This window comes from Streptomyces sp. CB01881, from assembly GCF_002953255.1.
Lineage (GTDB): Bacteria > Actinomycetota > Actinomycetes > Streptomycetales > Streptomycetaceae > Kitasatospora.
Window position 1 is genome coordinate 9,846,861 of sequence record NZ_CP026498.1, and the last position, 22,671, is coordinate 9,869,531.

The following is a 22,671-nucleotide window of genomic DNA, read 5'->3' on the forward strand; positions in this document are numbered from 1 at the left end:
TCGTGCCCCGCCGGGCACCACCTGGACGCCCTGGCACTGAACTGACCTGCACCAACGCGCCGTAGAGCAGGGTGGAGAGTGCGCCGCAGACCGCGTCCGAAGGAGACAGCATGAGGACTGCCAGCCCCGCCCCCGCACCGGCCGCCGCCCGCGTGCCGGCCTCCGCCCCCGGGCGGCGGCGCAGCGCGCTGGACCGCCTGCGCTCCGGCGAACGCCGGTGCCGCGAGCATCTGCGGCTCATCAGGTCCCCGCTGCAGGGGAGTTGCCGGGTGGCCGTGGTGGGTGCCAAGGGCGGCGCCGGCAGGACCTCGCTGGTGCTCACCCTGGGCGCGATGCTGGCCGCCGAGCGCGGCGAGCCGGTCGCGGCGGTCGACGCGGGGTCGCACAGCGGCTCGCTGGGTCGCCGGATCCGGCGGCGCACGGAGGCCGGGATCGCCGACCTCGCGGCCGCCCGGCACCCCGCCGACCTCGACCGGTACGTCTCGCCGACGCCGAGCGGACTGGCGGTGCTCGCCGGTCCCGACCGTCCGGAGTCGCTCTCCGACGCCGGCTACGTCTCCGCCCTGGACCTGCTGGCGCAGCGGTTCCCGATCACCCTCACCGACTCCGGCACCGGCCTGCTGGACGACCCGATGCGCGGGGTCCTCGGCCTGGCCGACCAGTTGATCCTCGCCACCACCCCGGGCGTCGACAGTGCGGGCAGCGCGGCAGCGACCCTCGACTGGCTGCACGCGCACGGCTACGGGGAGCTGGCCGCCCGTTCGGTCACCGCGATCTCGGCGGTCCGCGGGACGGTCCGGCCGGTCGGATCCGCCGAGCTGCGGGCGTACTTCGGCGCCCGCTGCCGGGGCGTGGTCGAGCTGCCGTTCGACGAGCACCTGGCGGCGGGCGCCGAGTTCGACCCCGGCCGGCTCGGCCTCCGCACCCGCGCGGCCGTGCGCGAGCTGGCCGCCCTGGTCGGCGCCGACCTCTGGCGGGCGGGGCGGCCCACCGGGCGGTGAACCGGCGGGGCCCGGTCTCGTCCCTGGCCCCTACGCCCCCACCTCGCCGTCGATCGACTCGCGCAGGAAGTCGGCGTGCCCGTTGTGCCGGGCGTACTCGTGGATCAGGTGCAGCATCACCAGGCGCAGCGACACGTCGGCCTCCCACTTCGGCATGTAGCCCGTCACGTCCAGCGACTCCGCCTCCCGCTCGATCCGGCGGGCGTGCTCGACCTCCTCCTCCCAGGCCGCGAACGCCTGCGCCCGGTCGGCGTCGCGCGCGTCGTAGGCGGCCTGGAAGTCGCGCTCCGGGGACCAGACGAACGCGATGTCCTCCTTGTTGATCACCCGGCGGAACCACGTCCGCTCGACCTCGGCCATGTGGCGGACCAGCCCGAGCAGGGAGAGCGTGGACGGCGGGCTCGACTGCCGCCGCAGCTCGTCGTCGGTCAGCCCGTCGCACTTCATCGCCAGCGTCGCCCGGTGGTAGTCCAGGAAGGCGCGCAGCATCTCCCGCTCGCCCCCGGTCAGCGGCGGCGCGATCCGTTCGGTGGCCATGGTGGTCTCCCCTGTTCATGGTCGGCGGGCCCGCTCCGGCCCCGCCGCCCCGTCGGAGCCCCAGTCTCCCGCAGCCCCGGACGGCACCCTCCACGGGGAGCGGCCACGCGGCGGGCCCGCCGGCGGCCGCCGGCCGGTGGTCCGCCTCCCCGGCGGACCGTCAGGCGGACCACCCGGAACGACCGTCAGGCGGACCGTCAGGCCGTCAGCCGGACCAGGAAACTGCCCCGGCCGGGGTCGACGGGCAGCCGGCCGGCGCCGAGCGCGGCCAGCAGGTCGTTCGGGTCGGTGCCGAGACGGACCGTCCGCGGGGTGTCGTCGAGCCGCACCCGGACGAGGCCGAGGTCCAGCTCCAGCACGTCGGCCAGCCAGGGGACGCGCGGACGGGTGCGCCGCAGGTGGCCGGCGAACGCCGCCGCCTCGTCCGTGGCGAACAGCTCCGGCGGGTGGGAGCGGGTGTAGTCGTCCAGCAGGTCGCGCACCCCGGCCTCGCCGAGGGTGAGCAACAGCAGCCGGACGGTGTGCACGAGCGTGCCGGCCAGCGCGCTCGCCCGGGACTCCGTGACCAGCTCCCGCAGCAGCGCGACCGCCGGGTCCGCCGCCAGCTCGCGGGCGAACGGGCTGTCCACCACCCGGCCGATCGTCAGCGCACCCAGCACGTGCTCCCACTCCTCGGGGCCCGGTCCGGTGTCCGGGCCGGCGGGAGGCGCACCGGCGGCAGGCCGCTCCCGCGGCACCGGCGCCATCGGCTCCTGCGGCCGCCACTGCTCGCGGACGCGGACCAGCAGGTCCCGGACGGCCTGCGGGTCGAGACCCGGCACGGCGGAGCCCGTCACCTCGAACAGGACCGCCCGCAGGGCCGGCAGCCTCGGCAGCACCCGTTCCGCCAGGGCGAGCAACTCCTCGTCCGGCAGCCCGCTGTGCGCGTCCAGCCAGTAGCCGCGGTGCTCGAAGCCGCCGGCCAGGTGCACCTCCCAGACCCGGTCCAGCGGGAGTTCGTCGAGCAGCCGGGCGACCGGTGCCCTGCCGTTGCGTTCGTTCGCGAGGACGTTGTGCAGGTCGAGCAGCAGCCCGCAGCCCGCGCCCTCGGCCACGCCCGCGGCGAACCGGCCGTCGGACAGCTCGTCGGCGCGCGGCCGCAGGTAGTTGGCGCCGATCTCCACGGCGAGCGGGACCGGCACAGCGTCGGCCATGGCCCGGACGGAGGCGACGCTGCGCCGCACACCCTCGGGGGTCTGCCGCGGCGGGAGCATGAAGCCGGTGCGGAAGCCCTCGTCGCCGCGGCCGGTGTGGTTGAACGCCAGGTGTTCGCTGACCCAGGGCGCCCGCAGCCGCCCGGCCAGCTCGCCGACGAGGGCGGTGTGCCGGGGGTCGGGTGGCCGGCAGCCGCCGACCGGGTTGCCGACGCCGTGCAGCAGCCGGGCCCCGGGAAGGTCCGCGAGGCGCCGCAGCGCCTCCTCGTCGCAGCCGGTCGTGCCGTCCGGCCGCGCGCGCCAGAGCGCCTGCGGTTCGATCTCGACGACCTCCAGCAGGTCCGCGCAGGCCTCAAGGATCGGCTCGGCGCCGGGGACGTGGGTGAGGCCGACGCCGAGCCCGGTCACGTCGGTCTAACCCACGAACGGCTGGGCGATGCCCGGGGCGACGTCGCCCTTGGGGGAGACCACGAAGTCCAGCGACTGCCGGAACCTCAGGTCGAACCCGGAGTGACAGGTCGGACAGCCGAGCTGGGTCAGCACGCTCCTGAGCACCCCGCTCATCCGGTCGAGGTCACCCGCCACCGTCGCGGGCACGGTGACGTTGACCTCGCGCCCGGTCAGCCACGGGTCCGGCACCGGTCCCCTCGTGGTCCCGTTGTTCGACATCGCGCCTCCTCGCTCCACGCCGCGGCCCCGTACCGGCGGTCACCGGCACGTCCTGAGCCCCGGACGGGGCACAGCATTCCGCCCCGCCGAGCGGGCCGAGGAGGTACGCGCCCGAACTGTCACCCGGACTGGCTAGACCGGGGCCGGCACCGTCCCCGCCGCTCCGCAGCCCCCCGCCACGAGCCGCCCGCCCGGCCGCGCGGGGCGGTCCCGTCCGCCACTGCGCGCGCCCGCCCGACCGGGCCGGGTACCAGGGCTCGGTACCAGGGCTCGGTGCCGCGCTCGGTGCGTGACCGGGCCTGCCGGGTCGGTCAGTTGACGTCGACCACGGGGCTGCCCGCCCGGCTGGTGTCGGCGACGGGCCCGTAGGTGGCGGAGAAGTAGCCGTCGGCGGGGCACAGGCCCGATCCGCCGCTCTTGACGAAGTGCTCGTTGCGGAAGACCAGGCTGTGGGCGGCGTTGTCGGCATTCCCCGTGAAGGCGCCGCTGAGCTGGTAGCTGCAGGTGAGGGTGCCGAACCACGAGTTCAGCACGGCCGTGGCCTGGATCGGCCCGGCCGTCCCGGAGGTGAGCGTGACCGGGTTGCCGGCCGAGTCACCGACGGAGACGGTGTAGGGGAGGTTGCCGACGGTGAGGCTCCGGACCGAGGTGACACCGGTGACGTTGCTGGTGCACGAGCTGAAGGTGTGCCCGGTCAGTGACTCCGTCGCCGTCCCGGGCGCGGCGGGGTTGTCGAGCACCCGCGCGGTGAGCTGCGAGACGCCGCACGTCACCCCGGTCGATCCGGCGGCGGTCGAGTAGAACGTGGCGCGCGTGTTGGAGGCCAGCGGCGCGGCGAGTACGTCGCCGACCGCGACCGGGGCGCCGCCGGCCCCGCCGGTGGTCAGCACCGCCGCGGTGGCCACGGTGCCGCCGGGGGACGCGGATGCGGGGGCGGCGCCGACGGCCAGCGTCACGGCGACCGCGGCCAATGCCAGACAGGTGCGAGTCTGCATGGGGAGCCTCTTTCTCGGCAGGGGGGCGAGAAGACGAACGTCCGGGGCTGTCCGAACAGTTGGGGGAATCGGTCAGCCCACTACGTTGTAGAGCCGTGTCCATGCACCGTCAATCCATCGCGCAGCACTTGCTGACAATTCGTCAACAAAAAGGCCCGGCGGCCCCGCCCGTACTGCCGTCCCGAACCCGCACAATCCACCCGCACGTGGCGTTCGGCCACGATCCCGTTTGGGTACGTACTGCGGCGCCCCCGGAGCCGGGGCAACGACCCGCGAGGAGACCGCGACCATGAACCACGACCGCATTCCCGCAACCGTGCGACAGACCTACGGCGCCGGCGATCTCGCCATGGCGGCCAGCTTCGCCGGCGGCTTCATCAACTTCGGCGACTGGCACGGGATCGACACCAGGTCACCGGGCCCGGAGGACCGGGTGCGCAGCCAGGAGCAGCTGTACCGGCGGGTGCTGGGTGCCTTCCCGGCGCCGGCCGAGGGGCTGCGGCTGGCCGAGGTGGGCTGCGGGCGCGGGCTGGGCGCGGCACTGGCCCTGCGCGAGTTCCGGTTCGCCGGGGTGACCGGGGTGGACATCCATCCGGACCAGGTCGAGCGCGCCCGTGCGGTCAACGCCAAGGCGCTGGCGACGTTCCCGGACCGGCTGGCCTACACCCTCGGCGCGGCCGACGAACTACCCTTCCCCGACGGCTCGCTGGACGGCGTGTACTCCGTCGAGGCGGCCCAGCACTTCCGCGAGCTGACCGGGTTCGCGCGCGAGGCGGCGCGGGTGCTGCGGCCCGGCGGACGGCTGGTGGTGACCACGTTCTTCAGCTCCGGACCGGAGGTCGCCGAGCGGCTGAGCATCCTGCTCGCCAGCTTCGCCGACGGCCTGGACGTGGCGCACCCGCTCAAGGACTTCACCGCCGATCTCGCGGACGCCGGCTTCGGGAACGTCTCCGCCGAGTCGATCGGCGAGCACGTCTGGCCCGGCCTGGACCGCTACCTGGAGGACACCGTCCCGCCGGGCCACTGGGCGCGCAACTTCCTCACCGCCTGGCAGAGCGGCCTGCTCGACTACCACGTCGTCACCGCCGACCGCACGTGAGCCTGCCGGGCGTGGACACCCTGCCCGGCGTGGACACTCTGCCGGGCGTGGACCGGCCGGGCGGCCCGCAGCGGCGACGGCCCGGGGCGGCTGCGGGGCGTCGGCCCAGCCCCCGCCGCCCCCACAGCCCCTGCGGCCCTCGTCGCCCCCGCAGCTCCGTAGCCCCGCCGCCGCGCCGCCCCGCACGGCTCAGCCGAGGACGGCCTCGATGCGGGCGGCCAGGTTCAGCACGGCGTCGGCGCGGAGCGACCACCCGTGAGCGGCGGCGCGGTGGAGGGTGCGCAGGAGGAGGACCGACCCCTGCTCCCCAGGCAGCGGCTCGACCGCCAGCAACCGCTCGACCGACCAGGTGTGCGAGGCGTCCGGCCCGGCCTCCAGCGGGGTGAGCGCGTTCGCGTCGGCGACCAGTTCGCGGTCCGCGTTCAGGCGGCCCGCGACCCCGGCGTCGCCTTCGAAGGACGACGGACCGAAACGCCGGGGCGCACTCAGGGCGGTACGGGCGGGCACCGAGCGGGTCAGCGGCACGGCGTAGAAGAGCTGTCCCAGCCCCAGGCTGCGGCGGACCAACGCCCGCCCGGCCATGAGCGAGGCGCGCAGTTCGAACGGTCTCGGCGCCCGGGCGTCCACGTAGACGTAGCAGAGCGTCGGCGCGGGCATCCCGCTGAACCGCTCGCGCGGCGGCAGCAGGCTGCCGGCCGGGACGCCGGTGCTGTCGGGCGGGAGTGTGACGGCCACGGGCGGCCGGGCGAGGCCGAGTTCGCGGCCGAGCACCCCGGTGAGGTCGGCGGTCACGCGGTCCGGGTGTGCCTCTCGGCCGGTCCAGAGGGCGGCGGGCATGGTGGTCTCCTCGCTCCGGTCGGACTCGTCAGCCGAGCCCGACGATCTCCTGACGGACGCGCGCCGCTTCGTCCGGCCGGCCCGCGGCGGCGAGCAGTTCGCCGAGACGGGCCAGGGCGGCCTGCCGCTCGGCCAGGAACCGGCCCTGCCGCACCTCGGTGAGCCGGCGCCAGAGCTCGGCGGCCGCCCTGGCCGGGTCGAGGGCCTCGGCCGGCCTGCCCTGGCCGGCGAGCTCGTCACGGCTGCGGTCGGCCTCCCGGGCCTGTCGCAGCAGGGTCTGCGAAAGGTCCTCGACCGGCGCCGGCGCGGCGGCCTCGGCCCTGGCGACCCGCCTGCGGCGGACCAGGACGCTGAGCCCCCCGACCAGTGCGATCAGCCCACCGCTGAGGGCAGCCGAAACCAGCTTGTGCATCAGATCGTCCATGGAGTCCTCGCTTGCTCGTGCGGGCCGGAGCCCTGGAAGGAAGTGCAGTTCGGGAGGGATGGGCGGTTCGGGAGCGAAGGGCGGTTCAGGAGGGAAGCGCAGTTCAGGAAGGAAGGGCGGAAGGAAGTGCGGTTCGAGAGGGAGTGGGAGCCGCTCCGGCCGGGCCCCGGCAGTCGGTCAGGCCGGGGCCCTGGCCGGATCCGCTGCCGCGGTCAGCCCGCCGCGGCGAACGAGGCCTGGAGCCGCGGGATGTAGTCCGCCAGGACGGGCGCCCAGCAGCCGTAGTTGTGGCCGCCGTCGCACCCGGGGGCCAGCGACGTCCCGTTGCCGTAGTCGACGAACCGGCTCGGCAGCCCGAGCTGGTCGAGGCGCGCCTTGACGTTGTTGGCGGCCATCTCGGTGAAGTGGTCGATCGGCCCCTGGTTGCCGGTGTAGAGCGTGACCTCCGTGCCGGCGAGCTTCGCCAGGTTGGCCTTGGCGGCGGGGTTGACCTCGTTCCAGACGTGGTCCGCGTTGAAGACGGGGTACGGGGAGCCGAAGATCGCGTCACTGTCGGTGTAGGGGCCGTAGCCGGTGCACCGACCGGTGCCGGCCGGGCTGGAGGTGCTCACCGCGCACCAGGCACCCGTGACGTTGAGTTCGGTGGCCAGGACGGCCGCGCGGATCTCGGCCATCCCGAAGTCGATGCCGCCGGACAACGAGGCGGTGTGGCCGAACAGGTCCGGGCGGGCCTCGGCGTAGTGCAGGGCGCCGTAGCCGCCCATCGACAGGCCGACGACGGCCCGGTGGCCCCGGTCGGCGACGGTACGCAGGTTGGCGTCGATGAAGGGGACGACCTGGGTGAGGTGGAACGCCTCCCAGTTCGCCGTGCCCAGGGCGGTGTTCTGCATGAGCCAGTTCGCGTACCAGCCCTTGAGGCCGCCGTCCGGCACGACGGTGATCATCGAGTCCGAGTGCAGGGCCGGCGCCGCCGCCGCGTCGTCCACGTTGCCGCCACCGCCGTGCAGGAAGTACGCCACCGGCCACCGCTTCCCGGGCTCCGCGGCGTAGCCGTTGGGCAGCAGGATGCGGATCCTGTGCCGGCCGGGCAGCTGCGGGGTCGTCACGGTGATCGTGAAGTCGGTGCCGGAGTGGACCTCGGTGGCGCCGACGACCTGGGTCAGGCCGTAGCCGTCGGTGAAGGCCGGGACGGCAGGCGCGTCGGCGTGTGCGTCGGCGTGTGCGACCGGCCCGCCGAGGGCGACCACCGTCGCCGCCAGCGCCGTCGCGGCGGCGGTCGCAGTGGCGCGCATCGCGGCGCGCACGCGCGCACCGGACAGTATGGATGTCATGAGGGGTCTCTCCGTCGAGGGTGGGTCGGGCGTGTCGGCCGGGTGGTGACCCGGGCACGTGCCCGCGTGCCCGGGTCACCACCCGGCCGGGTGCTCAGGTGGCCGGATACTCCAGCGGCCAGGTACTCAGGTGGCCAGTAGCTCAGGTGGCCAGGTGGAAGCCGGCCCCGACGCCGCCGTTGGCGGTCAGCTCGTCGATGATGCTCAGGATCGACGAACTGTGCTGGGCGCCCCAGGCGTTGCCGACCAGTGCCGTCCCCGACACGACCGGGGAGCCGGAGTCGCCGCCGTCGGTCCAGATCAGGTGGGTGAACCACATGCCGTCGGTACCGATCCTCATCCCGCAGGTCAGCCCGGTCCGGTGGCCCTGCTTGCACATGCGGGTCCCCACCGCGGGCGGGGCGCCGATAGACCTGATCGTCACGCCGCCGACGGTGTCGGTCGGTACCACCCGGCTCTCGTCCAGCTTGATCACCGCGTAGTCGAGCCCCTTGGGCCCGCTGTTGAGCAGGTTGTTGGGCGTGCTGACGTACGTCACCTCACCGATCGCCCCCGTCGCCAGGTCGGGCCGGCTGGCGGTGAGCGGCGCCGGGGAGAACGCGCTGCCGGCGGGCGAGGTGTCCCGGTACACCTGCGAGCCGACGAGCTTGTTGCCCTGGTCGTCGATGAAACAGTGGGCGTTGGTCAGGGCCACCAGGTTGCCCGCGGCGTCGCGGCCGACGGCGGTGAGGGTGCAGACGTAGTAGCTCTGGGGGTTCTCCGGGCTCGGAGCCATGCGGAAGATGATGCCGGTGCCGCCGCCGATGGGCGTGCGCGTGTCCGTGACACCGGCGGTTCCCGCGGACGCGGTGGTACCCGCGGGGGCGGTGGAGGCGGGCGCCGTCGCACCGGCGGACGGCGCGGCGGCGAGCGTCAGGCCCGCCAGGACGGCGGCGACACCGAGAGCACGTATTTTGCGAAGCATGCGGTCACTTTCCTTTACGAGGCCGAAAGCGGGCGGAACACCGGTCGCGGAGCCACCCGAACACCTGGTCCGGCAGGACGAATTCACTCGGGGAGATCCGGAACTAACGGCGGCACGACGCCGCGAGAATCAGCAGCAGGACCACGAATCCCAGCGCCGGCAGACATCCCGGTCCGCGGTTCGGGTCACTTCGATTGACCTCCACGCTGCCGCCCGGGGGAATTCCCGGGTGATGTTTGGCGTAGTGCTGGATCTGCTGTTCCTCGCTCTCCGGCTGGGGGAGCCAGGCGGTCTTGTAACCGCACTCTCCGCACCAGTGGCGGTACGCCATATCGGCTCCTCTCTCCGGGTTCGGGGGCGACCGGACACCACTGATGCTGGCGTTCGCGCCGGCCGGCGAACAGGCCATGGCACCGGCCATCCGTGGCCGGTGGTCACGGTAGGCTCGCCGCAGGCCGTACTCGTGGGGGAAAGAGGGAGCCGGCATGGCGGATCGACTCGGCACACTGTTGCGCCGGCTGCGCAAACAGTCGGGGCTGACCCAGGAACAGGTGGCGGAGCGGTCGGGGGTGAGTGTCCGCACGATCCGCAGGCTGGAGACCGGGAAGTCCACCGATCACCGTGTGGGAACGGTCAATCTCCTCGCGGACGCGCTGGGAGCCGGGCCGGAGGACCGCCTGCGCCTGGCCGCCACCCTTGCGAAGGCACCACCGGAGGAGGCTCCCGGAAAGGCCTCTGAATTCCTTTCCGATTCCGCACCTACTGCTGTTCCCGATTCCCTCCCACCCGCAGGTTCCGATTCCCTCCCCACACCGTCGGCGACACCGTCGGTGACTCCGCCTGCGGCACCGGTCGCTGGTCCGGCTGCGGCACCGTTCGCCGTGCCGGCGGCGTTACCGGCCGCGGCGCCGGCCCCGGTGCGGCCGCCGGCGCCTCGGATTCCGGACGCACTGGCCGGGGCGACCGCGGAACTCGCGCAGGAGGTCAGGCGTCGCTGGCAGATCGAGGAGGAGCAGCGCCGGGTCCACGATCCCTTTCCGCTGCCGGTGCGATGGCGGCAGGCGCCCTCGGGCCTGACGGACCACTGGGAGAACATCCAGCGCCTCCCGCCCGGCTCCGCGGCGGACCGGGTGGACATGAGCGGCGACCTCCGCGACGTGGCCGAGGTCTACCGGCGGATCCCGTCCGGCCGGCTCGTGATCCTCGGCCGGGGCGGGTCCGGGAAGTCCGTCCTGACGATCAGGTTCCTCCTGGACCTCCTGGCCGCCCCGGCCGCTGACGACCGGGTACCGGTGATCTTCAGCCTCGGATCGTGGGATCCGACGGCCACCGCGTTGCGCGACTGGCTGATCGACCTGCTGTTGCGCGACCACCCCCACCTGGTCCAGCGGGTGTCCAGCGGGTCGACGCTGGCCGCCGCGCTGGTCGACGCGGACCTGGTGCTGCCGGTCCTCGACGGCTTCGACGAGATCGCGGAAGGCCTGCGGCCCGACGCGCTGGAGGCGCTCAACGCCACCTCGATGCCGCTCGTGCTGACCAGCCGCCGTGAGGAGTTCGCCGAGGCGGTCCACACGGCGGGGACCCCGCTCGTCTGGGCCGCCGGCGTCGAACTCGCCGACCTCACTCCCGGCGACCTCGCCGACTACCTGCCCCGCACCTCCCGCCCCGTCAACGCCCGGGGAGACAGCCCTGGAGACGCCCACCGAGTCGCCCGGGAAGGCACCCGGGAGGCCACCCGCGGAACCGCCGGGGGGCACGCCGGGGGGCACGGCGCCGAGACCGGCCGAACCGGGGACCGGAACACCTGGGACGCCGTCCTGGAGGCGCTGCACACCCAGGACACCCCGGCCGGCCGGAACCTCGCCGAGGTCCTGAGCACCCCGCTGATGGTCATCCTGGCGCGGACGATCTACAGCGAGAACCCCGCCGCCGATCCGGCGGAACTCCTGGACACCACCCGCTTCCCCACCGGACACGCCCTCGAAGAGCATCTGCTGGCGGGCTTCGTGCCCACGGTCTACCGCCGCCTCGCCCCCGCGCGGGCCGTCAGCGGTCCCCCGCGCCGCCGCGGCGGCCACGGCTCCGACCCCGGCTCCGAACGGGTCCGGCACTGGCTGGGCTACCTCGCACACCACCTGGCCCGGTTCGACGACCTCGACCAGCAGGACCTCGCCTGGTGGAAGATCGGCGACTCCCTGCGGGCGTCGACCCGTCTCCTCACCGTCATGCTGGTCTGTGCGCTGTCCATCACCCTGTCCGAGTGGTCGGTCGGCCTGATCGTCCACCAACTCGGCGCCGGCGGCCCCGCGGCGGACCTCGACGAGATCCTCCTGGAGGGCGCCCTGATGGGGCCGATCGCGGGCCTGGCCTTCGGATCGGTCTACTGGCTCATCGCGAGGTTCGGCACCACGGCCTTCGCGCCGACCCAGGTCCGGCTGCGGCTGCCCGGCAACCGCACCCGCATCGGCCGCGGGCCGGTGCACACCTTCGCCTCCCGGTTCGGGACGGTCCTGCTGGGCGGCTTCGTGATGGGCGTCGGCTGCGCGTGCGCCGTCACGCTGGAGCGCGTCCTGTACGACAGGGTCCCGCTCGCCGACAGCGCGGTGATCCAGGGCACACTGATCAACATGCTGGCCTTCGGTCTGATCTTCGGCTCGGCCGCCGGTCTGGTCTTCGGGTTGATGGCCGCGCTCGAAGCACCCCTGGACATCGCCTCCGCCGCCACCCCCGTCGGCCTGCTGTCCGCCAACCGCACGACGGTGGGCCGGCAGGTCCTCGTGCTCGTGCCGGCGCTCACCCTGGCGATCGCGCTCGGCGGCCGCCTGGTCGTCGACCTGCTCCAGGTCTTCCTCGGACCGATGAAGTGGCAGCTGCCGGACGCCCTCTTCATCGGAGTGGTGGGCGGGCTCGGCGGCACGTTCTCCTACGCCCTCGGGTTCACCGCCTGGGGGCAGTGGGTGATCTTCTCCCGCATCTGGCTGCCGATGACCGGCAACCTCCCCTGGGACACGGTCGCCTTCCTCGACGACGCCTACCGGCGGGGAGTGCTGCGCCAGACCGGTGCGGTCTACCAGTTCCGCCACAGCCGGCTCCAGCACCACCTCGGCGACTCCTACCGCCTGCGGCACGCCGGCTACGCGGCCGCCACCTTCGCCGCATCCACAACTGCAGCTGCGCCCGCGCCTGCGCCTGCGCCTGCGCCTGCGATCGCACCCTCATCCGCACCCACTGCCCCAACCGCAAGCGCAGCCACTGCCACAGCCGTTCCGCCCCGGGCGGAGACGCCCCGGCCACCGGCCCGAACGGCGGACCGGCCGAAACCCGCTGAGCCCCCTGATCAACCGGACGAGTGATTCCGGCGGCGAATCCGCGCGACGCACCCGCCACGCCCGGCCCGCCACCGGTGGACGGGCCGCCCCGGCCGAACGGCCTGCCTCGAACGGGCGCTCGCCGCCTGCCCGCTGGCCTCCGGGCTCCTCGCCGGTGCTGTCCACGGCCGGCCGGAGGGCGCCGCACCCCGGTTTCGGAGTGCTCGAAAACACCCCGTTCGACCCGGGCGCGCCCGGACCGAAAACACTTGAACACCACAATCGAACAGCACCATCATCAGCCTCCTCCCGGTCCGCGAGCCCCCGCCAACTGCACCTCCGCCACGCCCACTTAATCCCGCCGCTCGCACCGGGCCGCCCACCCGCCCCAGGCCGCCCGCACCAGGCCGCCCGCCCGCCGTTCGAACGCCCGCCACCACCCGCCCGGAGGCCCATCCATGGCACACCCGACCACTCTCGTCGTCGGCGTCCACCTCGTCCTCCTGGACGCAGGCCGGGTGCTGCTCGGCCGCCGCAGGAACACCTCGTTCGCCGACGGCCTCTGGCACCTCCCCGCGGGCCACATGGAGCCCGGCGAGAGCGTCACCGCCGCCATGGCACGCGAGGCCGCCGAGGAGCTCGACATCACCGTTGCCGAGGACCACCTCGGCCTCGTCCACACGCTGCACCACTTCGACGCCGAGGACGGCCGGGACCGTCTCCAGCTCTTCTTCCGCCCGGCCCGCTTCGACGGCCACGTCGTCAACAGGGAGCCGGACAAGTGCGAGCAGCTCTTCTGGTGGCCCCTGGACCGCCTGCCGGAGGACACTGTCCCCTACACCGCCCACACGCTCGCCGAGATCGGCCGGGGCAACACCCTGTCCGTCCTCGGTTGGGCCGCCTGACCCCCCGAAGTCCCCGCCCGCCGAGAGCTCCTGGAGGTGCTGCCGTGGAGTCGCCACCCCTGCCGACGCTCCCCCGCCTCCCCCACCTCGTCCCCCGCCCACGCCGCCCACACGTCCCACACCTCCCTGGCCTCCCACGCCGCCCTGCCCTCCTACCTGTCCAACGGGCCACCCGCCCTGCGGACCACCCGTCCGGCGGGCGCGGCCGCCCGACCCACGGGTGGCGCACCGACGCCAACCCCCGCTCCCTGACCGAGGGGTGGCCGGGTCCACCGGTCCGCCACCCCCAACACCGCCGGAGGAAGACAGCTTGGACACCACCGAACCCACCACCGGCGCCCTCGTCGCCGACCGCATCGGCCGGATCCTGCTCCTGCGCCGCTCCGACGGCTGCTGGGAACTGCCCGCCGTCGCCCCGCTGCCCGGTGAGGAGCCGGCGGACGCCGCGGCCCGCGCGCTGTATGAGACCTGCGGGCGGCCCGGCACCGCCGGCGAGACCGTGGGCGGGCTCGACGGCGGCAACGGCCACGCGCGGCAGCTCGTGGTCCGGGTGACACCGGACGACCCGGGCGACCTCGACCGGCTCGTCCTGACCCGCCACGCCACCCACGGCTGGTTCTTCGCCGACAGCCTGCCCGGTGTCAACCCGGCCGCCGTCGCCTTCCTCCGCACCCACGCCCCGGCCCGCCCGCACCTGCCGCGCGAGCACTGGCTCGCCACCGTCTCGCGGTCGTGGACGTGCACCGCCGCCATCGTCACCACGCCGGACGGGCGCCTGCTGATGGTCAAGGGGGACGACGTCGACAGGTGGGGCTTCCCCGGCGGGGTCCTGGACAACCACGAGCACTCCCGCACGGGCGCGTCACGAGAGCTGCGCGAGGAGACCGGCCTCGACCTGCCGGCCGGGCCGCTGCTGGCCGTGTTCTGGCAGCATCCGGCTCCCGGGCTGGACCACCCGATCGTCCAGTTCGTCCACGACTTCGGCACCGTCGACCCCGACGCCGTCCAACTGTCCTGCACGGACGGCGAGATCACCCGGTGGGCCTGGTTCCGGCCGGACGAGCTGGACGCGGCCGCCGGCCCCTCCCGCAGTGAGCGGGCCCGGCTGGCCCTGCGGGCCCGCGACACCGGCCACACCGTCACCGAAACGTACCCGGGCGCCTTCGGCGGCGCCGCCCTCACACCCGACACCGCCGCCAGGGCCGGAAGGGGGCTCGGCTAGGGCCCGCGCAGCGGGCCGGTCCACCCGCCACCGGTCACCCGGCGGCGGCCCGACGACGGTGGCTGGCAGCCGCGTTCCGAGGCTCGACGGGGCCTGGGCAGTGCGCCACACTCTTGCCCTGGCAGCACACGCGTTCCCACCGCACCTCCCGCCCCGCCCGGAAGCGCGACGCATCACGCGGCACGCACCGGGCCCAGAGCCACACATCGGAGAGCCACACGGTGACCACGAGTCAGCAGCTGGAGATCACCTTCTCGTCCGGCCGGTCCGGGACCGGTCCGGCCACCTGGGGCCAGCAGGCCATCTGGGACGCCGTCGGCCGGCTGTCACCCGCCGACGCGCCTCGGTACAACATCACGACGGCGGCTCCACTGGAACCGGGCCTGCCGGTGCCCGTCGTCCTCGACGCGCTCACCGACCTGCTCCACCTGCACGATTCCCTCCACACCAGGCTCCACCCCGACGGCGAGGGCCGGCTGCGGCAAACCGTCGACCCGGAAGGACGGCTGCCCGTCCACACCCGCCACGGCGACGGTGACTCCGCCGAACTCGCGCGTACCGGCGCGGCGTTCCACGACGAGCTGGCCGCGCTACCGTTCGACTGCGCCACGGAGTGGCCGGTCCGGGTGGGTCTGGTCGTGGCGGGCGGCCTGGTCCGGCACATCTCCCTCGTCCTGTCGCACACCGCACTGGACGGCGCGGGGATGGGCCGGCTGGCGATGGACCTCACCGAGCTCTCCCTGGGCTCCTCCGCCGAGGCGATCCGCGCCCGTCGGCCGGCCCAACAGCCCCTGGAGGAAGCCGCGTTCCAGCAGTCCGAGCGCGGCCGGCGACGTGACGCCAACGCCCGAGCGCACGTCCTGCGCAAGCTCCGCTCGGGGCCGCCGCGGCTCTTCCCCGCCGCCCGGCACGACGAGCCGCAGCCGTTCCCGAACGCCGTCCTCAGCTCCCCGGCGCTGCTGCGGGCGGTCGAGCTGGTCGCGGCCGGACACCGGGCGAGCACGTCCTCGGTGCTGCTCGCGGCAACGGCGGTGATGACGGCGCGACTCGCCGGCTCGTCCGATGCGGTGCTCCAGGTCGTCGTCAACAACCGCTTCCTGCCCGGGCTGACGGCTGCGGTGAGCGTGGTGGCGGGCGACGGCCTGCTCCATCTGCCGGATGCGGACGGCGAGTTCGCCGCCGTCGTCCGCCGAACCCATGCCGCGTCGATCGCCACCTACCGGCACGCGTACTACGACAAGCGCCTGCTGGACGAGGAGATCGCCCGGCTGACCGCCGAGCACGGCCCGCTGGCCGACCGCTCGTGCATCTTCAACGACACCCGCGACCTGGTCCCGCCGTCACTCGGCGAGCCCGCCACCCCGTCCCCTGGTGATGCCGCAGGCACCGCCTCCGGGGAGCCCCTGGACCCGGCCCGCACCACCCTCGGCTGGCCCAAGGAGTTCGAGCCGCGCCCCGGCCTCACCTACGCCCTGGACGCCCTCCGGACCCCGGACGCGCTCCAGCTCGCGATGACCGCCGACGGCTCGGTGCTCCCCCGCCCCCGGATGGAACGTTTCCTCTACGGCATCGAGGAGCTGGTCGTCACCGAGGCCCAGGCCCTGGCCCTGGCCCTGGCCGCCACCCCGTAGACCCCGCACCGCCCCTGCGTACCGCCCACCCCCGCCCAGGAGGGACCCCACCGGGCCATTGAACTTGACATCAGTGTCAGGTTCCACCGTTCCGGCATGACCACGACCCAGCTCCTCACGCCCTACCGCCTCGGCCCACTCGACCTGCCGAACCGCGTCGTCGTGGCCCCGATGACGCGGTTCCGGGCGGCCGAGGACGGCACCCCGCTGCCGGTCGTCGCCGAGCACTACGCCCAGCGCGCCTGCACCGGACTGATCATCACCGAGGGCGTCTGGCCCAGCCGTCGGGGCCGGCCGGCTGGGCCTGCGGCTACACCGACTACCCGCCGCTCACCGCAACCCCTTCCCCTTCCCCGGCCCCGGTGCCCGCCGCCGCAACCGCAACCTGACCGGTTGTCAGTGGCTGCGGCTAGGTTCGATCCGACACGCCGAACCCTGACGACGGGAACCCCGCCCATGCCCCGCAGCGACGGCCCCGACACCGGTCGGAGCACCCGCCGCCCCGCACCTCTCACCGCCGCCCGGCTCGCCGAGGGCTGGCGCGCAGCCGGGGTGGAGGAGGGCATGGCCGTCATCGTGCACTCCTCGCTCTCCTCCCTCGGCCCGGTCGCCGGCGGTGCGGCCACCGTGGTGGAGAGCCTGCGGGCGGCCGTCGGCCGGGCGGGGACGCTCGCGGTGCCGGCCTTCACCGGCCAGGTCGCCGACCCGGCCCCGGACCACACCGGTGCCCCGACTCCCGGAGTCGCCCGGCGGCGGGCCGCCGTGCCTCTGTTCCACCCCGGCCTGCCGTCCACCGTGGGCGCCGTGCCGGAGGCCCTGCGCGCTCTGCCCGGCAGCGTGCGCAGCCGGCATCCGCAGGCCTCGGTGGCCGCCGTCGGCGCGCAGGCAGAGGAGGTCACCGCACGGCAGACGCTCGGCTTCGCCGTCGGCCGCACCTCGCCCTTCGGCGCGCTGCACGACCTCGACGGGTACGTCCTGCTGGTCGGCGTCGGGCACAACCGCAACACCTTCCTGCACTACGCCGAGACGCTCGCCCCGGTCCGCCGGCTGAAGACCCGGCGCTTCCCGATGGCGGTGGACGGCGAGCGCGTCTGGATCGAGACGCCGGACGTCGGCAACGACAACGACACCCACTTCCCCACCGTGGGGCGCGAGTTCGAGGAGCACGCGGGCATCCGGGAGGTCGTGGTCGGCAACGCCCCCTGCCGCCTGCTCCCGGTCCGCCTGCTCATACCCTTCGCCACCCGCCGCCTCACCGAGCTCCTCACCGCGGACGGGCTCACGGCCTGACCCGGCCGCCCGCACACGCGGGCGGCCGGGGCGCGACGGGCGGCCGGGGGCGGTCCTCAGTGCGCGTGCTCGTGGAGCGAGTTGGTCTCCTGGATCTTCTTCCAGGACTTCGGCTCCTGCGGCGCGCCCTTGCCGCCAGGCGCCAGGGCCGCCACGCCCGCAGGGGCCGCCGCCGGGACGCCCGCCGACGACAGCGCCGGCTTCGAGGCCGTGAACAGCCAGGTGTTGAAGAGGTCCGCGAGCGGCTTCCCGGAGATCCGCTCGGCGTACGCCTGGAACTGCTGGATGGTCGCGTTGCCGTACTTGCGCTCGGCCGGCCACCCCTTCAGGATCTGGAAGAACTTCTCGTCCCCGACGGTGTTGCGCAGCGCCTGGATGGCCACCGCCCCGCGGTCGTAGACGGCGCTGGCGAACTGGTGGTCCGCCCCCGGGTCGCCGGGCTTGACGGACCAGAAGGCGTTGTCGGCCGGGTAGGAGGAGTAGACGTAGTCGGCGAGCTCCTGTGCCGTGCCCTCGTTCTCGTGCTCGGACCAGAGCCACTGCGAGTAGCGGGCGAAGCCCTCGTTGAGCCAGATGTCGCTCCACCGCTGGACGGAGACGCTGTCGCCGTACCACTGGTGGGCGAGCTCGTGGACGACGACGGACGTGTTGGAGCCGCGGGAGAACTGGGCGGGGCTGTAGAAGATCTGGGTCTGGGTCTCCAGGGCGTACCCGGTGGGCACGTTGGGCACGTAGCCGCCGATCGAGCCGAACGGGTACTCGCCGAAGTAGCCGCTCAGCCAGTCGACCAGTTCGCCGGTGCGCTCGACGCTGGCGCGCGCCGCACCGTCGTTGTCCCCGAGGTCCTTGCTGTAGGCGGTGACGACCGGCAGCCCACCCGGGGTGGTGTCGGTCCGGATGTCGAACCTGCCGATCGCGAGGGTGGCCAGATAGGTCGCCTGAGGCTTGGTCTGGCGCCAGTTGTAGCGGGTCCAGCCGGCCCGGGAGCTCTGGCCGGTGAGGAGGCCGTTGCTGATCGCCTGGGTGCCGTCGGGCACGAGGACGGAGACGTCGTAGGTGGCCTTGTCGGTGGGGTGGTCGTTGCTGGGGAACCACCAGGCGGAGCCCTCGGGCTCGTTGGCCGCGACGCCGCCGTCGGGGGTGCGCAGCCAGGCGGAGTAGCCGCCTCGTTCCACCTCGCCGGGCTTGTCGGCGTAGCGGACGACGACGGTCACGGGGCTGCCCTTGGTGAGCGGCCGCGCCGGGGTGATTTCCAGCTCCGACTCGCCGGTGCTCGCGAACTTCGCGGTCCGGCCGTTGACCAGCACCTCCTTGACGCCGAGCACGAAGTCCAGGTTGAACCGCGAGAGGTCCTGGGTGGCAGTGGCCAGGATGGTGGCGGTGCCTTCCAGTTCATCGGTGGCGGGCTGGTACTTGAGCCGGATGTCGTAGTGCGAGACGTCGTATCCGCCGTTGCCGGCGTTGGGGTAGTACGGGTCTCCGATGCCGGCCGCGCCGGGGCCGATCTGGGCCGCCGAGGCGGGGACGGTCAGGAGCAGGGCGAGCGCGCCTGCGGCGGCAGAGACGATCAGCCTCTTGCGCACGGTGGTCCTCCAGGATCACTGGGACGGATGGGTCGCATCGATCCTTGTCCCGGTGAGCCGTGGCCCACTCCTATCGGATGAAATGTTCATGAGAAGAAACAGGCCGAAATGGGCCCGCCGCGCTCCCGTCACGGCGGTCCTCACTCCGCCCCGACGGCGGGCCTCACCCGGTCCCGACCGCGGGCCTCACCCGGTCCCGACGGCGGGCCTCACGCGGTCCGGCACGTCATGCGCCCAGTGCCACCGGCGCCCGCACCAGTGAGCCGTACTCCGTCCACGACCCGTCGTAGTTCTTCACGTGCGGGTACCCGAGCAGCTCGGTCAGCGCGAACCAGGTGTGCGCCGAGCGCTCGCCGATCCGGCAGTACGCGATCACCTCGCGCTCGGCCTCCACACCCTGCCCGCCGTAGAGCGCCCGCAGCTCCTCCGCCGAGCGGAAGGTGCCGTCGTCGTTGGCCGCCTGGGACCAGGGGATGTTCACCGCGCCGGGGATGTGGCCGGGCACCTGCGCCTGCTCCTGCGGCAGGTGTGCCGGCGCCAGCGCCTCGCCCCGGTACTCGGCCGGCGAGCGCACGTCGACCAGCACGGCGTCGGACCCGGGTTTGGCGAAGACCTCCGCCTTGGCCAGCACCTCGTCGCGCAGCGCCCGTACCTCGGGGTGCTCGGGTCCGGCCAGCCGGTAGCCGCTGTGCTGGTAGTCCATCACCTCCTGGGTGAGCTCGCGCTCCTCCAGCTCCCACTTCTTCCGCCCGCCGTCGAGCAGCTTCACCGGCCCGTAGCCACGCAGGCGCAGCAGCCAGTAGGCGTAGGCGGCGAACCAGTTGTTGTTGCCGCCGTACAGCACCACGGTGGTGTCCTCCTCCACCCCGGCCGCGCGCAGCAGGTGCTCCACGCCGTCGCGGTCGGTGTAGTCACGGCCCACCCGGCTGTGCAGGTCGGTGGTCCAGTTCCAGCCGACCGCGCCGGGAATGTGGCCCTCCTCGTACGCGGTGGTGTCCTCGTCCACCTCGACGACGCGGATCGTGCCGTCGTCCAGGTGCTGGGCCAGCCAGTCGGTGGGGACCAGCGCCTCGGGGTGTGCGTAGCCGTTGCCGGTCATCGCAGCCCTCCTTCACTCGGACCTCTTCGAACCTACGTCCGACCGCCCGCTCCGGCCACCCGCACGGCCCAACCCGGGACCCCCGCCCCGGGCCGCCACCCCACCGGCACCCCACCGGCACCCCACCGGCGCACCCCCGGCAGCGCGCCACCGAGGCCCGCGCCGCCGGGGCCCGCACCGCCCGGCTACGCCGCGGCGCCGTCCGGCCGCGCGATGTAGTAGACGTTCAGGATGTCCCCCTCCACCTGCGCGGTCTCCACCGATCCGAACCCGGCCTCGGCCAGCATCCGCCGGGCCGTCTGCTCGCCCCAGACCGTCCCCAGCCCGGCGCCGCCCTCGCCGAGCGAGACCGTCATGCAGTAGAAGGTCGAGAAGGTGTAGAGCGCCGGCGCGAGCGGGTGCCCGACGTTCTCCTCCAGCCTGCTGCTGGCCGCGATGTCGCCCATCAGGAAAACGCCGTCGGGCCGCAGCACGCGGGCGACGGCGGCCAGCGTCTCGGCCGGGCGGGCCAGGTCGTGGACGACGTCGAAGGCGGTGACCAGGTCGTAGGAGCCGGTCAGCCCGGCCGAGTCGGCGACCTCGAAGTCCGCGTTGGACAGGCCGAGCGCGACGGCCTCGGCCCGGGCGGCCGCGACGCCGTTCTCCGCGATGTCGACACCGGTGAACCGGCTCGCCGGGTAGGCCCCCGCCAGCACGTTGACGGCGTGGCCCTGCCCGGTGCCGATGTCGAGCGCGTCGATCCCGGCGCCCAGCCGCTCCGGCAGCCCGGGGACGAGCGGCACGATCCCCTCGACCAGCGCCAGGTCGTAGACCCGGCCGGACTCCTCGGCCTGGAGCTCCTGGAACCGCGGGTACGCCGAGTACGGCATCCCGCCGCCGTTGCGGAAGCAGCCGATGAGCTGCTGCTCGACGTCGCCCATCAGCGCGAGGTACTGCATCATCCCGGCCAGGTTCTCGGGCCCGGCCGCCCTGGTGAGCGAGGCCGCGTGCTCCGGCGGCAGCCGATAGGTGCCGCGCCCGGGGTCGTACTCGACGATCCCGCCGACGACCATCGCGCCGAGCCACTCGCGGACGTAGCGTTCCTCCAGACCGGCGGCCCGCGCGATCTCCTCGCTGCTCGACGGGGCGAGGCCGGCCATGGTGTCGAACAGCCCGGTCTGGTGGCCGATGCTGGCCATGAATCCCAGACAGGAGTCGTTCAGCACCTGCACGATCCGGCCCGCGAACTCCTCCTGCTTCACCGGGTCCGGTTCCCGTACGGACATCGTTCCTCCTCCGCCTCCGGGACCAACGCGAGCCCTCCCCTCGTCACGCTACGCCGCTGTTCCCCGCCGCCCCAGCCGACCGGTGGCCGCGCTGTTACCGCCCGACCGGCCAGGGCACCTCCGGCCGCCTCTCGTACGCGTAGCCGGCCGCCTCCCAGCGCGGCCCCTCCTCGGCGAGCCGCTGCCGGAACCGCCCCCAGTCATGGCTCGACCCCGGCGACCAGCCGAGTTCCGCCAGGGCCGGCAGCCGGGGCAGCAGCATCACGTCCAGCTGGGCCGGGGTGTCCAGGGTCTCCGTCCACAGCGGCGCCTCGACTCCGGGCACGGCGCCGGCCGGCAGCCTGACCAGGGTGTCCGGGTCCCAGGAGTAGGCGGACCGGACGTCGACCGTCCCGGCCCAGGCCAGCCCGAGCGGGTAGGAGGAGTCGTACTTCATGTCGAGGTAACTCCGGCCCGCCGGGGACATGATCACCTTCGCTCCGCGCCCGGCGGCCTCCCGCAGCTCCGCGTCGCGCCCGCCGCCCGGACGACGGTCCGTCCGGTGAGCCGGTAGGCGGGGCCGGACCCGGTGGTGGCGGAGTACGGCGCCGGGACGATCCGGTCGCCGGTGCGCGGCCCGGCGGGAACGGGTACCACGGGAACGGCTACGGCGGGATCGGGTACGGCAGCGGTGGCGCCGCCGGTCCCGAGCGCACGGTGGACGCCGAAGCCGGCCGCGGCGAGCACCGGCACGGAGAGAAGGATCAGCAGTCCACGGGTCCGGGCGGACAGCCCGGCGATTCGTCTCGGCAAGGCCGCTCCCGGTGTCGATGTTCCGGAATGGTCTCAACCAATCGCCGGGCTGTCCCGCGCTTCGCAGGAATTCGTCCGTCTCAGGAGAAGACGACGGACCGCAGCTTCAGCCGGTCCCCGAGCTTCCTGCCCGGGTTCATCACGTAGAAGACGTCGCCGTCGCAGTCGAAGTCGAGGAAGACGGTGGCGGTCGACGTGGTGAAGTTCTCGGGCGCGAACGCCGGATGCTCCTCGGTCGCCCCGAACAGGTTGATGCACTCGCGGCTCTGCGGGTCGGCGATGCCGGCCGGGACGCCGGGGCCGACCTTGTAGAGGAAGTCACCGGTTGCCGCGTTCGCGGAGGTGGGAACGGCGAAGACGAGGGCGAGAGCGCTGGTGGCGGCGATCGCGGCGTTGCGGAGACGCATGGGGACGGGGCCTTTCAGGGCGGTACGCGCGGGTACCGGGGAAATTGATGCGCTATCACCCTAGAGGCCCCAAAATCGCAGAAACGGTTCTGCCAATCCACCCTTTCGAGTGGTTTAGC

The 22,671-nt window shown here is 73.8% G+C and carries 22 protein-coding genes; 7 read left to right on the forward strand and 15 right to left on the reverse strand.

Annotated elements, in window-relative coordinates:
- Window positions 1-110 precede the first annotated feature (110 nt).
- Window positions 111-1,001, forward strand: coding sequence for a MinD/ParA family protein (locus C2142_RS32385; protein ID WP_148646368.1), 891 nt, complete (start codon window positions 111-113; stop codon window positions 999-1,001).
- A 30-nt stretch (window positions 1,002-1,031) separates the two neighbouring features.
- Here the strand turns inward: C2142_RS32385 and C2142_RS32390 are convergent, their stop codons facing one another.
- The 4 genes from C2142_RS32390 to C2142_RS32405 all read right to left on the reverse strand — a co-directional run bounded on the left by C2142_RS32390 (window position 1,032) and on the right by C2142_RS32405 (window position 4,395).
- Window positions 1,032-1,538, reverse strand: coding sequence for a DinB family protein (locus C2142_RS32390; RefSeq protein ID WP_148646369.1), 507 nt, complete (start codon window positions 1,536-1,538; stop codon window positions 1,032-1,034).
- A gap of 197 nt (window positions 1,539-1,735) precedes the next feature.
- Entirely contained in the window at window positions 1,736-3,139 is a 1,404-nt protein-coding gene (locus C2142_RS32395) for a DUF692 family multinuclear iron-containing protein (protein WP_148646370.1), read from the reverse strand.
- Window positions 3,140-3,145: 6 nt separating this feature from the next.
- A complete protein-coding gene (locus C2142_RS32400) occupies window positions 3,146-3,400 on the reverse strand; it encodes a hypothetical protein (protein WP_148646371.1) in 255 nt (84 codons plus the stop codon).
- Between the two features lie 311 nt (window positions 3,401-3,711).
- Complete coding sequence (locus tag C2142_RS32405; RefSeq protein WP_148646372.1) at window positions 3,712-4,395, reverse strand: Tat pathway signal sequence domain protein; 684 nt, start codon at window positions 4,393-4,395, stop codon at window positions 3,712-3,714.
- Between the two features lie 289 nt (window positions 4,396-4,684).
- On the opposite strand from C2142_RS32405, the gene C2142_RS32410 reads away from it, so the two are divergent.
- A complete protein-coding gene (locus tag C2142_RS32410; protein ID WP_148646373.1) occupies window positions 4,685-5,494 on the forward strand; it encodes a class I SAM-dependent methyltransferase in 810 nt (269 codons plus the stop codon).
- Window positions 5,495-5,683: 189 nt separating this feature from the next.
- On the opposite strand, the gene C2142_RS32415 is transcribed toward C2142_RS32410, so the two are convergent.
- The 5 genes from C2142_RS32415 to C2142_RS32435 all read right to left on the reverse strand — a co-directional run bounded on the left by C2142_RS32415 (window position 5,684) and on the right by C2142_RS32435 (window position 9,381).
- Window positions 5,684-6,331, reverse strand: a complete 648-nt coding sequence (locus tag C2142_RS32415) for a hypothetical protein (RefSeq protein ID WP_148646374.1) — start codon at window positions 6,329-6,331, stop codon at window positions 5,684-5,686.
- A gap of 28 nt (window positions 6,332-6,359) precedes the next feature.
- Window positions 6,360-6,755 (reverse strand): hypothetical protein, encoded by a 396-nt coding sequence (locus C2142_RS32420; RefSeq protein WP_148646375.1) that lies wholly within the window; start codon window positions 6,753-6,755, stop codon window positions 6,360-6,362.
- A 212-nt stretch (window positions 6,756-6,967) separates the two neighbouring features.
- Complete coding sequence (locus C2142_RS32425; RefSeq protein ID WP_148646376.1) at window positions 6,968-8,086, reverse strand: alpha/beta hydrolase-fold protein; 1,119 nt, start codon at window positions 8,084-8,086, stop codon at window positions 6,968-6,970.
- Window positions 8,087-8,228: 142 nt separating this feature from the next.
- Window positions 8,229-9,050: a trypsin-like peptidase domain-containing protein gene (locus C2142_RS32430; RefSeq protein WP_194235826.1), complete on the reverse strand. Its 822-nt coding sequence runs from the start codon at window positions 9,048-9,050 to the stop codon at window positions 8,229-8,231.
- A gap of 103 nt (window positions 9,051-9,153) precedes the next feature.
- The gene (locus C2142_RS32435) at window positions 9,154-9,381 is read right to left on the reverse strand and encodes a hypothetical protein (protein ID WP_148646377.1); all 228 of its coding nucleotides are present in this window, start codon (window positions 9,379-9,381) and stop codon (window positions 9,154-9,156) included.
- 154 nt (window positions 9,382-9,535) lie between these two features.
- Between C2142_RS32435 and C2142_RS32440 the strand changes: the two genes are divergently transcribed.
- The 5 genes from C2142_RS32440 to C2142_RS32460 all read left to right on the forward strand — a co-directional run bounded on the left by C2142_RS32440 (window position 9,536) and on the right by C2142_RS32460 (window position 17,406).
- Complete coding sequence (locus tag C2142_RS32440; RefSeq protein ID WP_148646378.1) at window positions 9,536-12,403, forward strand: helix-turn-helix domain-containing protein; 2,868 nt, start codon at window positions 9,536-9,538, stop codon at window positions 12,401-12,403.
- Between the two features lie 413 nt (window positions 12,404-12,816).
- Window positions 12,817-13,263, forward strand: a complete 447-nt coding sequence (locus C2142_RS32445; protein WP_148646379.1) for an NUDIX domain-containing protein — start codon at window positions 12,817-12,819, stop codon at window positions 13,261-13,263.
- 310 nt (window positions 13,264-13,573) lie between these two features.
- Complete coding sequence (locus C2142_RS32450; RefSeq protein ID WP_148646380.1) at window positions 13,574-14,485, forward strand: NUDIX hydrolase; 912 nt, start codon at window positions 13,574-13,576, stop codon at window positions 14,483-14,485.
- A gap of 221 nt (window positions 14,486-14,706) precedes the next feature.
- Window positions 14,707-16,116 (forward strand): condensation domain-containing protein, encoded by a 1,410-nt coding sequence (locus C2142_RS32455; protein ID WP_148646381.1) that lies wholly within the window; start codon window positions 14,707-14,709, stop codon window positions 16,114-16,116.
- Between the two features lie 456 nt (window positions 16,117-16,572).
- A complete protein-coding gene (locus C2142_RS32460; protein ID WP_174315801.1) occupies window positions 16,573-17,406 on the forward strand; it encodes an AAC(3) family N-acetyltransferase in 834 nt (277 codons plus the stop codon).
- A gap of 56 nt (window positions 17,407-17,462) precedes the next feature.
- Here the strand turns inward: C2142_RS32460 and C2142_RS32465 are convergent, their stop codons facing one another.
- The 6 genes from C2142_RS32465 to C2142_RS32490 all read right to left on the reverse strand — a co-directional run bounded on the left by C2142_RS32465 (window position 17,463) and on the right by C2142_RS32490 (window position 22,552).
- Complete coding sequence (locus tag C2142_RS32465; protein WP_148646383.1) at window positions 17,463-18,989, reverse strand: M1 family metallopeptidase; 1,527 nt, start codon at window positions 18,987-18,989, stop codon at window positions 17,463-17,465.
- A 226-nt stretch (window positions 18,990-19,215) separates the two neighbouring features.
- The gene (locus C2142_RS32470) at window positions 19,216-20,088 is read right to left on the reverse strand and encodes a sulfurtransferase (RefSeq protein ID WP_148646384.1); all 873 of its coding nucleotides are present in this window, start codon (window positions 20,086-20,088) and stop codon (window positions 19,216-19,218) included.
- Window positions 20,089-20,273: 185 nt separating this feature from the next.
- Window positions 20,274-21,353 carry a methyltransferase domain-containing protein gene (locus C2142_RS32475; protein WP_148646385.1) on the reverse strand — a complete coding sequence of 360 codons (1,080 nt, stop codon included), beginning with the start codon at window positions 21,351-21,353 and terminating at the stop codon, window positions 20,274-20,276.
- Between the two features lie 94 nt (window positions 21,354-21,447).
- The gene (locus C2142_RS32480; protein ID WP_148646683.1) at window positions 21,448-21,819 is read right to left on the reverse strand and encodes a family 20 glycosylhydrolase; all 372 of its coding nucleotides are present in this window, start codon (window positions 21,817-21,819) and stop codon (window positions 21,448-21,450) included.
- A 2-nt stretch (window positions 21,820-21,821) separates the two neighbouring features.
- Window positions 21,822-22,145 (reverse strand): hypothetical protein, encoded by a 324-nt coding sequence (locus C2142_RS32485; protein ID WP_148646386.1) that lies wholly within the window; start codon window positions 22,143-22,145, stop codon window positions 21,822-21,824.
- Between the two features lie 80 nt (window positions 22,146-22,225).
- Window positions 22,226-22,552 carry a hypothetical protein gene (locus C2142_RS32490; protein WP_148646387.1) on the reverse strand — a complete coding sequence of 109 codons (327 nt, stop codon included), beginning with the start codon at window positions 22,550-22,552 and terminating at the stop codon, window positions 22,226-22,228.
- Window positions 22,553-22,671: the final 119 nt, after the last annotated feature.